A 12,687-nucleotide genomic window follows, 5' to 3' on the forward strand; every position below is an offset into this window, starting at 1 on the left:
CTTGCGCATAAAACAAGGGCTGTCCCATTTGGGACAGCCCTCCCTTTTATATCGACCATTCCTCATACAATTGTTCGTAAAGCACAAGCAGGAACATCTCTGGATCCCGCATTTGAGCATTTCCCTCGATTTGCAGCTTATAGCCGAGCCGCGCGGCAAGATGCCAAGCCAGCTCCTCCCGTTTCAGCTTGTCCAGAGAGGGCATCCGCTCAACAAGGCCTGACAGCAGCAGCCAATCCTCCCGGCCAATCCGATCCCCCGCATGAGGAATCGGGTATTCGGCATGCAAAGTCCGGTTTTGTTTATCAAGCCACTTCTTCAGCCGAGTGCGCGACCGCTGGCGATCGTTGCGCTTGTCATGAATAACCATCGTTCCTGCGGCAACATCTCCGAGCCGTTTATCGACCGGATGAAAAAACATCCATATCGCTCCGAACAAATAAAAAGAGGGCAAGAAATCGATAATACGGAAAAAATTGCGGATAATCGCGGAGAGAAAAGTGAGCGGCTGCCCATTCTCATGCACGACGCGCAGTCCCATCCATTTCTTTCCGAAGGTTTGGCCGCCCATGAAATATTCCGTTAACGCGTAATAAGCTCCGATTAGAAGGAAGTATAGGATGACCAAGAATGCCGCGGCATACGAGCCGAACACGTCCGACAAGCCGCTTCCCGCAATAGCCATAACAAGCCCAACCGTCAAGCTGACGATGCCATAAAAGGCGATCATCAGCAGCGTATCCAGCAGCATCGCGGCTGCGCGGCTGCCCAATCCCGCTGTTTGGAGCTGCAGCTTCACATGCTCGGATGTGACGATAGTCGCCTCTCTATTAAACGAATCTTGCATAATCCACTCTCCTGAAAAGTTTTGCAAAGCCCACGGCCGCTTAAGCATTCGCTTATGCGCCAAACTATGATACTATAAATCCTATATATGGAAGGAGATAGACGACATGGAAATCCGGCGATTTATTCGCGAATATAAGCCGCTCTGGACAGAGCTGGACGAGCTGCTCCTGATGTTTGAGGGCGGGCGTAAGCGCACTGTGGCCGCGGAGCATATCGATCGCTTGACCCGGCTCTATAAAACGGTCTCCGGGCATCTGGCCTATTCCCAAACCAACTATCCTAAAGATGAGATAACCACATTGCTAAACCAGCTCGTATCAAGAGCCCATCACTCGCTGCACAGCGAACAGTGGAAAGGCGCAAATCGGATAGGCGCGTTTTTCAAAACTCAATTTGTCGGTCATTTGCTTGAACGGCGCTGGTTCATTGCCGTGGCTGCGCTGTTGTTCTTGATTGGAGGCGTCAGCGGCTTTGCGGCCGTGCAGGCCGATCCTCTCAATCTTTATGCGCTTGTGCCTGCCAGCATAGCGGACAACATTGATCCCGAGCAATTGGGGAAAAGTCACGAAAGCCAGGATCATGGACAGCCGGTTTTCTCCTCGACCATTATGACGAACAACATCCGCGTTGCGGTGCTTGCTTTTGCCAGCGGAATCACCTTCGGGTTGATGACCGTCTATCTTCTCCTCCAAAACGGCATTCTGTTAGGCGCATTAGCGGCTGTTTTCATGCAGGCAGGCAACAGTTACGCGTTCTGGGCTTATATTTTGCCGCATGGCATCATTGAGCTTACGGCCATTTTTATTGCCGGGGGAGCCGGACTGTATATGGGCTATCGCATGATGAATCCAGGTCCGTACACCCGCAAATATATGTTTTTGCAGTCCGTCCGGCAATCCGCCTTGCTGCTGGTCGGCACGATTCCATTATTCGTCATCGCCGGCATAATCGAAGGCTACATCACGCCGTCCGCGCTGTCACTGGAAGTAAAGTATATTGTAGCAGGGCTTACACTGCTTGCTCTCGCCTTATATGTTCTCTACGGCAGTCTCCATAAGCGCCTCTCCTCGCCGAGAAGCCGCTATACTAAATCGTCGGCTTTCACGACAAGATAGCGATTAACCGCCGTCCAGGCGAGTTCGCCGACCGGAACGTCAACGACATCTATGCCTTCGGCTTCCATCATCGCGGCATAATCGCGCCTGTCCAGCGTCAGCTTATGCGCGATGCTTTTGACGAAAGCGTCTTGCCGCGTTTTGGTATCCGATAGCGTCCATTTATGCAGCACCTCGTCGCGCAATCCGAGCAGAAGCAAATGATGCTGCCGATTCGCTCGCTTAAGCAGCGGCCGGAGGCCTTCTTCATACATGTAATTGTCCAAGTCGGAAAACAGCACGACAAAGCTTCGTTTCTTCTGCACCTTCATAAAATATTGCAGCGCCGTATTATAGCTCGCTTCAACAAAATCGCTCTGCAAGTCGAACGCCGCTTCCGTCAGCGCGCTTAGATGAGCGACCCCTGCGCCCGGAGGCACATATGCTTTGATATGCGCCGAAAAAGCAAGCAAGCCTACTTTATCTCCTTGCCTGAGCGCCACCGCCGCCAGAGACAACGCGGCTTCCAAAGAAGCGTCCAGCTTCGTTCTTCCGTCGAGTTCTACGCCCATCATTCTTCCGCAATCGATCATCAGGATGACCGACTTCCCCCGTTCAGGACGGTAGACGTTGGTCATCAAATTCCGCGATCTCGCCGAAGCCCGCCAATTCACCATTCGCAGGTCGTCATCAGGAACATAGTCGCGGATGGCATGAAACTCAGAGCCGCTTCGTTCCTTGCGATAGATTCGCTTGCCCTCCAGCGTCAAATGGTTTTGCGCCGATGACAGAATGCCCCGCACACCGGATAAATCCGGATAAATATGAACGTTATGCTCAAGCTCCACAGCCGTTTGCTTCATCCAAAGCCCCAGCGTCCCTCTCATCCGAACACGCAACAAACGAAAACGATAGCGTCCCCGCTCCTTGCCGAGCGTCGTATACCGGGCTTCCGCAGTCCGTCCGCGCCACAGCGCCGTTACCTTCCGCTCGGGTGCGAGAAAGCTTTGCGGCACATCGTCGTTGAACTCCAGCTTAAGCGCCATATGCCGCTGAGCGGACTCGACCTTTAAATTTACCTCGAACGGACTATGTATATCGGCCTTTTCTGGAATTTCGCGCGTAAATTTCAAGCTCTTTCTGCGCGGCATAAGCGACAAATCAATAATGCTCAAAACCAGCAGCAAGCCATTGACGAGCAAAAAAGCGGCAGCGCCTAATCCAACCGCATATCCGGCGCCGATAAGCGCAGCTCCCGCCCCGGCAAGCGCGGCAAGCCTCGTTGTCGGAATAAGCATGCGCCGCTCCAACGCATTAGCGAGGTACCGGAATCGTCGCCAGCGTGTCCTGGATGTAGCGGTCACTTGTTTCCCCCTCCAATTCGGCTTGAGGCGTCAGCAACAGACGATGCCGCAGCGCCGGAACGGCAACGATCTTAATGTCGTCCGGTGTTACAAAACTTCGTTCGTCCAGCAGCGCCCATGCCCTGGCCGCGTTTAATAGGGCAATGCCGGCCCGCGGGCTTGCTCCGAGCAGCACTCTTTTATCCTCGCGGGTGGAACGAATTAACGTTGCTACATATTCCACTAGCGATTCCTGAACGACGACATCCTTTAATTTCCCGCGCAGCTCCTTCAAACGCTCCAATGTCAATGCGGGTTCGCGGCGCTCCGCCCCTTCTGCATAAAAAGGAACATGGCTCTTCAATATTTCAAGCTCCGACTGCATGGATGGGTAATTAACCGTCAGCTTGAACAAAAAGCGGTCTAGCTGCGCTTCCGGCAGCGGATATGTGCCCTCGTATTCCACCGGGTTTTGCGTCGCAATGACGAAGAACGGGTCCGGCAGCGCGTACGTTTGCCCTTGAATGGTCGCCTGCCGCTCCTCCATCGCCTCGAGCAGCGCCGATTGCGTCTTCGGCGGCGTCCGGTTAATCTCGTCGGCCAGCAGCATATTCGTAAATACCGGACCTTTCACCGTTTGAAATTCATTGTCCTTCATGTTGAAGATTACGCTTCCGGTAATATCACTCGGCATCATATCGGGCGTGAACTGAATGCGCCGGTAATTTCCGTCCGTCAGCTCCGCAAGCGTGCGGACCATTTTCGTTTTGCCGAGCCCTGGAACCCCCTCAAGCAGCACATGGCCTCCCGTAAGAAATGCGGTTAATAGCAGCCGTACGTTTTTCGACTGGCCGATTACGATCGCGTTCATTTGTTGAATTAATTGTTGCAAAACACTCACTCCTTACTCATTCTCTAATTTACGAATCATGTCATCCGCGTTCCGACTGTCTTTCACCAGCTGCTTCATCGAATATACAGAAGCGCGCTCCGCTTCGCTCAAGCTTTGAAGCAGCGAGACCAGCCGCTCTGCATCTTCATCTTTCCAGCGCAGCTTGGCGGCGGCGAAAGTCTGCCTGTCGCTCGCCTCGATCGGCAATTTCCACTTCTCTCTCAGCATGCTTCTGATATAACGCGACTGATGGTGAATCGCTTCGCGAGCGAGCCTGCGCCGCTCGTACCAGCCTGCAGCAGCCAGCACCGTCTCGTCTCCACGGCGAACGGTCCAGGCTCGAGGCGTATAAGCCGGACCGAACCGAACCGCTTTGAGCCATAGCCATAGAAGCAGGCCGATGCCGAGCTGCAATGCGCCTGCCAGCAGCCATGCAGGATAGACAGCAGCAATTCCGGGTCTTTCCGTTACCCCGTGATGATAATCGTCGAACAAAATCGCCCGGGCCTCAGTTTGCAATAAAGGCGCAAGCAGTTCAAAATGCGATTCGTCCAATATTTGATCGTTTCTTGCCCACTCCGGCGCGAGCAGCAGCGTAATGCTGCCTTCCCCTTGCTGGAGCCGTCCGGCGATAATGCCCTGGCTATCTTCCAGCAATGGCTCCATAGCAGGCGTCAGCTGCAAACGGTATTCGGTATCTATAACGCCGGTGAACGTTCCCTCTTCCGCTTCTGATTCAGCTGGAACTCGTATCGGGACGGCAGCCTCGTCGGAAGCTGTCCTGTCATCAAGCTGCCCGACTTCAAACCAATCCCACAAATACGGACTGCTGGACAACAGCAGCAAATCGTTTCCCACTTCGACCCAGCTTTGAATCTCTTCCGATTCATAGTCTTCAATCGAATCCGGCTCAATCACAATTAAAGCGTATCCTTCCGACTTCGGAAGAAAGCGCCACTCCTTCTTCCAGCCCTTGACCGGAGCGCCCTCTTCTTTCATCCATGTATATAAGCCCTTCACTCCATCTGGCCGGGCTGAACCGGATGCATACGGCGGAGGCGCAGTCTTAGCTTCAGGCTGGACTAGAATAAGCCCGACCAGAATAAAAGCGATGACACAAAGGGCGAGTCCGATTCGTTGCCTGTTTTCATTACGCATCTGCCCGCTCCTCTCGCCAATGCCGTCCGGCCAACTCCGTTATCCGTTCATAATCTCCGGCATTCGCAGCTTTCTTGCCGTAATGCACGTTCTCGAATATGGCCGCAGCCAGCTTGAACGTCTCAACCAATTCCGGCGTGCGGTTATCCAGCTCCTCTGCATATTCAAAATTTGTTTTCCACTTCTCCGCGCGCACCCAGCCTTGCTCGTCCATCATTAACAGCAGCGCTAGAAACATAAGCCGAACAGCCTCGTCATATTGGCCTTGCTCCGCTTGTTTTTTCGCAGCCTCATGCTGTACGCGAGAGGATTTCAGCAGCTCGTCCGTGCTGCTGAAATATTCCGGCTTCCTTCCCGCGCGCTGCTGGAGCAGCCTTCTTCCCAGCCATACTACCGCTGCTGCGAGCAACAGCAGCACGAGACCGAGCAGCACATAAGCGAACAGCTCCGAAGCGCCTTGCGGAACGCCGGCAACTGAGATCAGATCGATGAACTTCTCCCATATTTTCCTCAACCAAAGCGCAATCGGATTTAAGTGTTGCGGCTTGGCGCTTTCCGCAAATTCCTCTCGGCTTAAAATCTCTCTAAGCTTCTCTTTCTTCTCGGACAGGCTGATATCATTCATCGATCGTTTCCGTTTCCTTGCGTTCTATTGGCGCAAAGCTTTCGCTCGCCCGCTCATCGGCAGCTGCTCTTGAACGTTCTGCAGCGTCAACCGCCGCTAAGTCATTCGCGATATCGGCTCCTTCGCTGCGGCCCTTCAAATCGAAATAAACGACGCCATACGTCAGAAGAATAAGCGGGAGCGCGAGAAGCATAATGAGCACATAGAGGATTTGCCCAATGATCGACAGCTTAAAAATCCCGATTGAGATCACATATCCGCCAATTATAAATATGCTGCTTACCAGCATGACTACGAGAAAAGTCGCATAAACCCGCCAAAAGCTGCCTTTGGTCAATTTCCAGCTGCGAGCCAAAGGCGAGCTGCCATGCTCCAGCGTCAAAACCGGCAAATAGAAGCCGAATCGAATGGCGAAAAAGGCTAAGCCCGCAGTTACGCCTGCAACAAGCAGCAAGTAGACGATAACGAAAAGGATGATAGCTGCGACCCCTCCGCCAAAGGGATCATCGCTCAACGTCATAAATCCGGCGCCAATCCCTACCGCCAGCAGCATGAAAATAAATACGAACGCCATAATGGCCATGAACAGCACGATGTAAACGCCAATCATTATAAGCCCGAACAGCACGCTGTTGCCCGTTATCCGCCAATAAGGGGCAAAGCCGCGCTTCAAAAGCTCGCCGATCCGCATCGCTCTGCCTTCCGCAGCCGCCAGCACCACATGCAGCTGCGACGCTGCCGCCGCAGGCGCGACGAATACAAGATAGAGGGGCATAAACAGAAACAAGAACAGAATATACCCTACGTTTAATTGATCGCCGTTCAACCCATTGCTGGCTTCTGCATATCTCTCAAAAGATTGCTCCACAGACATCCCGTCTTGCGGCAAAAACGAAGCATCGTTCAGAAGCAGCAGGTTTTGCAGCAAATAAAGCGGGCCCATCAAAATAAGCGCCAGCGTGTAGGCCGTAACAAAGTGCTTACGGTACAACTGAAAGCTCCGGTCCAAAACTTCCCCGATTCTCGCCGGTTTCATAAACAAATTCATGCAACGTGCCTCCTACTTCGGTTGAAAAAGTTGATAAAGCCGTTTCTCTTTCTATTAAATTCCACATAAAAGGTAAAATTTCCTTGCAGTTTCGCAAAAACCGACAATTTCTTTCAGCCAACATTCAGATCAAATTTATTCGCTGATAAGTTTGATCGTCTATTCCTTGCAAGAGCGGCGCTTGCCTCCCCGCAAGCCGCAAAACAAAAAGCATGCCCTAGTGTATGCTTTTTGTTTTATCTGAAAAGAGATTGCACCTTGAAAAGATATCTGTTATATATAAACTATAACAAATATTAAAGGTGGTTTTTCCTATGGAACGCATTCGTCATCTTAAAATCGCTTTATGGTTAATGGCTGGAGGTATCTTTGCGAGTATCGCGATGATTCCTTATTTGAACGAAACGTTGTTGTCGGGCAGCAGCGCGGTCACGAAATCGCAATTGCCAGCCGTAATGGCCGTTCAGATTTTGCAAGCAGCTGTTGTCATCTTTCTATCGGGATGGGCCGGTCTTGCCCTTGCAAGCCGGGTCGGATTGAATGCGCCGTTTCTGCGCAAATGGATTTATGGCAACGGCAGCCCCGTTTTCTCCCGCAAATGGCTGCTGATCGGAATCGCCGGCAGCGTGATCGGATGTTTGGCTATTATCGGCATTGATCTTTTGTTCCAGCCGTATATGCCCGCTGTCGCCAATGAGCAGCAATCTGTTGAATGGTGGAAAGGCGTGCTGACGCTGTTTTACGGCGGCATCTTTGAAGAAACGTTGCTGCGGCTGTTCGCGATGTCGCTGATCGTATGGCTGCTGGCGAAGCTTTTCCGGGCAAAAACGCCTCACATCCCGGCCTTCATCTATATCGCGGCGATCCTATTGGCAGCCGTACTGTTCGGACTGGGGCATCTTCCGGCAGCACAATTGTATTTCGGCGAGCTTTCCGCTGCCGTAACGGCGCGCACCATTATTTTGAACGCATTGCTGGGCATCTGGTTCGGCTTTCTTTACTGGCGGAAAGGGCTGGAGTATGCGATTGTTTCCCATATGGCCGCCGATCTGGTGCTGCACGGCATCATGGGACCGTTGATGAAATAGCACATCCAGCTCATTAACTGCTCCGACGGTTAGAAGCAAGCTCAGCATACCAGAATAGACCGATACAGCCTGTTCCATTCGGACGAGCAATTGACCCGACTCAAGCGCGCACACGTATATTGGCTATCCTCTATTGTTTTGTCTTGCCGTTACGGAACCTCAGGCCGTTACGCGGCAGTAACTATGTAGTCGGGACGATTCTAACGGACCGAAAGTCCGTTAGAGATTGCCGAATGGTCCGTTTGGCGGCGTTGTGGAAGGTAGACGGCACACGTAACGGAACCGCAGGCCGTTACGCAGCAGTAACTGCGCTAATAAAAAGGCTCTAACGGACTGTCGATCCGTTAGAGCCTTCTTCTCTTCAATATTAACGCAAGGCGATATCGCCCTCGCGGATTTCCAGCGTTTCGCGCATGAAATGCTTAATCGCTTCAATGGCGCGGCCCTCCGCTTCTTGGGCATCGGCGAGCAGCTCGATGAGCAGCGCAGCCGTTTCATCCGGCCCGGCCGCACGGCTGCCACCCGGCGCGCAAGCCGGGCTAGTCAGCCGCCCCCCTCTATGAATAGAAAGGGACGGCCTAATATTCAGCGACATTCCGCAACGAAATTTCAATCTTCTTATACGCCGTAAGCATCAAACGCCGCCTGCACGGCTGCCCCTGCCGGCAGCGAATAGCCGTGCTTCAGCAGCGTCGCTTCGAGTGCGCCTAGCGTTAGGAGCACATTTCGCTTACTGCAGCTGTAGCCCATCGTCCCTATCCGCCATATTTTCCCTTTCAACGGACCGAAGGAGCTCGCGATTTCTATGCCGAATTGCTGCAGCAGCATGGAACGAACCGACTCGCCGTCAATACCTTCCGGGATGTTGATGCAGGTGACGACGGGCATTTTGCAGCTTGGGTCGCCGAACAGCTTTAGCCCCATCGCGTTCAGCCCCGCCGCCAGCGCCAGCTCATGAGCGCGGTGACGAGCATACCGCTCTTCCAAACCTTCCTCCAGCACAACTCTCAGACCTTCGCGCAGCGCATAAAGCATCGAAGTCGATTCGGTATGATGATTCAATCGGGCAGAGCTCCAATAATCCTGCAGCTGACTCAAATCCAGATAGTTGCTTTGAATTGGCGCCGAAAGCTCGTCATGACCGCTTTCCTGACCAGCGGCAAGCAAGCCTTGCTCGATCCGCTTGCGGCGGAGAATCTTCGCTTCCGCGCGCGTATTATACGTAATCGGAGACGACCCCGACGGCACGGACAGGCATTTCTGCGTGCCGCCGATGACAGCGTCAATCATCCATTTATCCGTCTCCACCGGAGTGCCTCCAATCGTTGCAACAGCGTCAACGACTAGCAATGCGTCGACTTCGCGGCATACGGCTCCGATCCCGTCTAAAGGCTGCATTCTTCCCGTCGATGTTTCCCCGTGGACGATGCCGACAAGCTTCGGACGATACAAGCGGATTGCGGCCGTAATTTCCTCAACGTCAAAAACCGTTCCCCATTCCGTTTCCAGCGTCACGACATTCGCTCCGCAGCGTCTTGCAATCTCAACGAGCAAATGCCCGAAACGCCCGAAGATCGGAACAAGCACCTTATCTCCCGGCTCGATAAGACTGACCAGAACCGCTTCAATACCGGAACGCGACGTGCCGTCGACCGGAAAAGCCCATTCATTGGAGGTCGCAAACAATTGCCGAAGCATCCCCATCGTTTCGTTCATTAGCTCGGTAAACTCGGGATCGAATTGCCCCAAAATGGGAAAAGACATCGCCCGCAGCACTCTTGGGTCCGCTTCTACGGGACCGGGTGTCATAATTATCCGCGGGGATGGCGACAAATCTTTATACCGCTTCATTAAATGTTCCTCCTCCTAGCCCGCTTATGCAATGCACACCGTCCGCAAGCTCCCGGATAGTTATAAACATCATATACTGTGCCCCTGTGTCTGTCTAACCTTCACGCTATTATTGTGTGCCGTGCAACATAACAGTGAAAATATTGTGCTTGAAGACGAACTGTCGCTGCATAGACCTATACAGAAGAGTATAAGCAGGACTCCAAACGATATTTCCAGTCTTTTAGCAACAAGCCGTAAATCCAAAAAAAAAGAAGCCAAAGGGGACAAAATCCACCTTGTCTTCTTTCCTAATTAATGCACGACGCCATATTTGTTGCCGTCAGGATCGTACAGCGCGAAGCCGCGAATGCCCCCGTCATAGTTTATGATCGGTCCGATATTAGCGCCCTTTTCTTTCAAAATGCGATGCGTTATCTCGAAACCCAGCATTTCCGAATACCACTTGGTGGATCGTTCCAAATCGCTTACTGGTACAAATATTCCTACGCCGTATAAGTTCGGTTTGCTCATTCTAAATTTCCTCCTCTTTCCCGTATTAATGGGGATGCCACTGTAAGCACGTTGCCATCAGGGTCTTTGAAGCTGAACCATGCTCGTCCTGCCATGAAACGTACACGATTAATTTTGATGCCCGCTCCGGCCAATTCTCGATAAGAACGAAACATCGCTGGCGCATCTGCGCTTCGAAACGCTTTCAGGAATGCTTCTAATAGAGCCGCATCCGCCTTATCGGCCTGCGCTTCCCGATTGTCGTCAGCATCCTTCCAAAGGTGAAGCTGCCGGTCAGCCGCTTTCTTGAGCCGGGTCCGCGCCCGATGCAGCGCCGATTTGATCGCTGTGGCAGGCTGGCCAAGCACGCTTGCCGTTTCCGCAGGCGTAAAACCGAACACGTCCGTCAGCACAATTAGCGCAGCTTGCCGCGGTTCGAGCCGATCCATCAGCATCTCCAGCGAATCGCGAACATCATCGCGATTCCAGTCGGAGACATAGGACAGCTCAGCTTGGTCCGCCAGCACCTCCGGCAAAAAAGCAATTTTTCGCCTGCGGCAAATGTCAAACCAAGCGTTCGCCGCGATGCGATACATATAAGCTCTGCTGAGCGCCCGCTCCGGCCATTTCTGGAAGCGGCGGAATGCCTTGATCATCGTTTCCTGGAACAAATCCTCTCCATCCCATCCCGAGCCGGCCAGCCTTCCGCAATATCTGCGAAGCTCCAGCTCGTACGGCTTTACCAACTGCTCGAAGGCAGCGTCCACCGGCTGAGAAGTCATTGCCGTTAATCCCTCCGATACTTCTGCTTATGCGCATAAAAAGCAGTAGAGCTTGGCATTTCCTCTACAATTCCGATACGATTGCCGTCCGGATCGAGGCAATCGAAAAAACGGACACCGCCGTGATCCACTATCGGCAGCACTTCAACACCTTTTTCTCTCAACGCTGCATGTGAGTACTCAATATCGAATGATTCGAAATTGTAGTACGGAATTTTGTTCCCTCCCGCATCAAATTGAACAGGCTGCGGACGCTCCACTTTCCACAGATTGATGTAGGTTGCCTCCCCCGGAAAAGCAAGTCCTGTACATATTTCGGATTGCTCAATGACCACAAGCTCAAACATCCTTATGTACCAATCCGTCGAACGCAACAGGTCGGTTACCGGAATAAAAATACCGCTTACTTTGCTTGCGACTTTCCCCATTGTTATTCCTCCTCGCTTAAATTAGGTTGACGCTAGTATAACGACAAAAAATGATGCGGAGATACGGGGGCCAGCACAAAAAACCGGAAAGTTCCATAGAAGGATTCTTCCCGGCTCTTACGAGTAAGCCGTCTTACAATTGTTTGGTCATATACGCGCTGTATGGATCTTCAACATAGTCCGCGAACGGCCCGCAGTAGCGGAACCCGAGGTTTTCATACAAGATCCTCGCAGGCTCAAACGATTTCGGAGTGCCCGTCTCCAGGCTAAGCCGATCATATCCCCGCTCCTTCGCGACCGCAATGATATGCTCGAGCAAATAACGCCCGACGCCTTTCCGCAAATGGGCCGAGGAAGTGCGCATCGATTTGATCTCGCCATGCGTTCCATCCAGCTCCTTAAGCGCCCCGATGCCCATCAGATCGTCGCCTTCCCATACGCTCCAGAAGGTCACTTCCGGCTTTCGCAATCCCTCTAAATCGAGCGCGTGTACGCTTTCCGGAGGGGAGTCTGCCGACATGCCCTGCAGGTGAACGCTAATGAGCGCTTGTACTTTCTCCCCAGTCAAATCATCAACTTGAATATGCAATACGATCACTCCCTGCATCTGTTGTCATGTTCACGGATTCAACGCAAAAATGGAATGAATATTCCCCTCCGGGTCGGCAAAAAAACCTGTCGTATGCCCCCAAGACTTGCTCTGCGGTTCCGTTATCGCAACTGCCCCCCTCGAGACAAAGGTCTCGAACAGCTCGCGGACAGCCTCAGGCGAATCACATTCAAAGTTAAGCTCGAAAGCTTGACCCTTGCGTTGTTCGATAAACGAATGATGCTGAGTGGTATTTTCCGCCATCAATGACTTGGAACAGATCGCCAGACGAACTCCGCTGTTCTCAAACTCAACATAATGGTCTTCTTCGATCACCGTTTTAAATCCAATGACCGAGCGGTAAAAGTTTGCCAGCGCAGCTACATCATTCGCCAACACCGTAATGCCCTCTAAACGAACCTTCATTATTTTTCACCCCATCCTAAGC

Annotated in this window: 15 protein-coding genes; 2 read left to right on the plus strand and 13 right to left on the minus strand. The window is 52.5% G+C overall.

Going from position 1 to position 12,687, the window contains the following annotated elements; all coding sequences use genetic code 11:
- Positions 1-46: 46 nt before the first annotated feature.
- Positions 47-847: an RDD family protein gene (locus GOM71_RS01580; protein ID WP_156277774.1), complete on the minus strand. Its 801-nt coding sequence runs from the start codon at positions 845-847 to the stop codon at positions 47-49.
- 106 nt (positions 848-953) lie between these two features.
- Between GOM71_RS01580 and GOM71_RS01585 the strand changes: the two genes are divergently transcribed.
- Positions 954-1,964 carry a stage II sporulation protein M gene (locus tag GOM71_RS01585; RefSeq protein WP_156277776.1) on the plus strand — a complete coding sequence of 337 codons (1,011 nt, stop codon included), beginning with the start codon at positions 954-956 and terminating at the stop codon, positions 1,962-1,964.
- On the opposite strand, the gene GOM71_RS01590 is transcribed toward GOM71_RS01585, so the two are convergent.
- Genes GOM71_RS01590 through GOM71_RS01610 form a run of 5 tightly spaced genes read right to left on the minus strand, consistent with a single transcriptional unit; the run spans position 1,931 to position 7,009 of the window.
- Complete coding sequence (locus GOM71_RS01590; protein ID WP_367649424.1) at positions 1,931-3,307, minus strand: DUF58 domain-containing protein; 1,377 nt, start codon at positions 3,305-3,307, stop codon at positions 1,931-1,933. The genes GOM71_RS01585 and GOM71_RS01590 overlap by 34 nt on opposite strands.
- Positions 3,258-4,178, minus strand: a complete 921-nt coding sequence (locus GOM71_RS01595) for an AAA family ATPase (protein WP_156277780.1) — start codon at positions 4,176-4,178, stop codon at positions 3,258-3,260. Before GOM71_RS01595 ends, GOM71_RS01590 begins: the two co-directional genes overlap by 50 nt.
- A 12-nt stretch (positions 4,179-4,190) precedes the next feature.
- Positions 4,191-5,336 carry a DUF4350 domain-containing protein gene (locus tag GOM71_RS01600; protein ID WP_156277782.1) on the minus strand — a complete coding sequence of 382 codons (1,146 nt, stop codon included), beginning with the start codon at positions 5,334-5,336 and terminating at the stop codon, positions 4,191-4,193.
- Positions 5,329-5,961: a DUF4129 domain-containing protein gene (locus GOM71_RS01605; RefSeq protein ID WP_156277784.1), complete on the minus strand. Its 633-nt coding sequence runs from the start codon at positions 5,959-5,961 to the stop codon at positions 5,329-5,331. The genes GOM71_RS01600 and GOM71_RS01605 overlap by 8 nt, the downstream gene beginning before the upstream one ends.
- The gene (locus tag GOM71_RS01610) at positions 5,954-7,009 is read right to left on the minus strand and encodes a hypothetical protein (protein ID WP_156277786.1); all 1,056 of its coding nucleotides are present in this window, start codon (positions 7,007-7,009) and stop codon (positions 5,954-5,956) included. Before GOM71_RS01610 ends, GOM71_RS01605 begins: the two co-directional genes overlap by 8 nt.
- 314 nt (positions 7,010-7,323) lie before the next feature.
- Here GOM71_RS01610 and GOM71_RS01615 point away from each other — a divergent pair, with 314 nt between their 5' ends.
- On the plus strand, positions 7,324-8,097 hold the full coding sequence (locus GOM71_RS01615) for a CPBP family intramembrane glutamic endopeptidase (RefSeq protein WP_156277788.1): 774 nt from the start codon (positions 7,324-7,326) through the stop codon (positions 8,095-8,097).
- A gap of 367 nt (positions 8,098-8,464) precedes the next feature.
- Here the strand turns inward: GOM71_RS01615 and GOM71_RS01620 are convergent, their stop codons facing one another.
- From GOM71_RS01620 to GOM71_RS01650, 7 genes are all read right to left on the minus strand, one after another.
- Positions 8,465-8,692 carry a hypothetical protein gene (locus tag GOM71_RS01620; protein WP_173275049.1) on the minus strand — a complete coding sequence of 76 codons (228 nt, stop codon included), beginning with the start codon at positions 8,690-8,692 and terminating at the stop codon, positions 8,465-8,467.
- A 23-nt stretch (positions 8,693-8,715) separates the two neighbouring features.
- Positions 8,716-9,948 carry a pyridoxal-phosphate-dependent aminotransferase family protein gene (locus tag GOM71_RS01625; protein WP_156277792.1) on the minus strand — a complete coding sequence of 411 codons (1,233 nt, stop codon included), beginning with the start codon at positions 9,946-9,948 and terminating at the stop codon, positions 8,716-8,718.
- 294 nt (positions 9,949-10,242) lie between these two features.
- Complete coding sequence (locus GOM71_RS01630; protein WP_156277794.1) at positions 10,243-10,461, minus strand: VOC family protein; 219 nt, start codon at positions 10,459-10,461, stop codon at positions 10,243-10,245.
- Positions 10,458-11,222 carry an RNA polymerase sigma factor gene (locus GOM71_RS01635; protein ID WP_156277797.1) on the minus strand — a complete coding sequence of 255 codons (765 nt, stop codon included), beginning with the start codon at positions 11,220-11,222 and terminating at the stop codon, positions 10,458-10,460. Before GOM71_RS01635 ends, GOM71_RS01630 begins: the two co-directional genes overlap by 4 nt.
- 5 nt (positions 11,223-11,227) lie before the next feature.
- Positions 11,228-11,650 carry a VOC family protein gene (locus tag GOM71_RS01640; protein WP_156277800.1) on the minus strand — a complete coding sequence of 141 codons (423 nt, stop codon included), beginning with the start codon at positions 11,648-11,650 and terminating at the stop codon, positions 11,228-11,230.
- Positions 11,651-11,783: 133 nt separating this feature from the next.
- A complete protein-coding gene (locus GOM71_RS01645; protein WP_156277802.1) occupies positions 11,784-12,239 on the minus strand; it encodes a GNAT family N-acetyltransferase in 456 nt (151 codons plus the stop codon).
- A gap of 30 nt (positions 12,240-12,269) precedes the next feature.
- Positions 12,270-12,665 carry a VOC family protein gene (locus GOM71_RS01650; RefSeq protein ID WP_156277808.1) on the minus strand — a complete coding sequence of 132 codons (396 nt, stop codon included), beginning with the start codon at positions 12,663-12,665 and terminating at the stop codon, positions 12,270-12,272.
- Positions 12,666-12,687: the final 22 nt, after the last annotated feature.

It is taken from the genome of Paenibacillus sp. NEAU-GSW1 (assembly GCF_009737085.1).
GTDB lineage: Bacteria > Bacillota > Bacilli > Paenibacillales > Paenibacillaceae > Pristimantibacillus.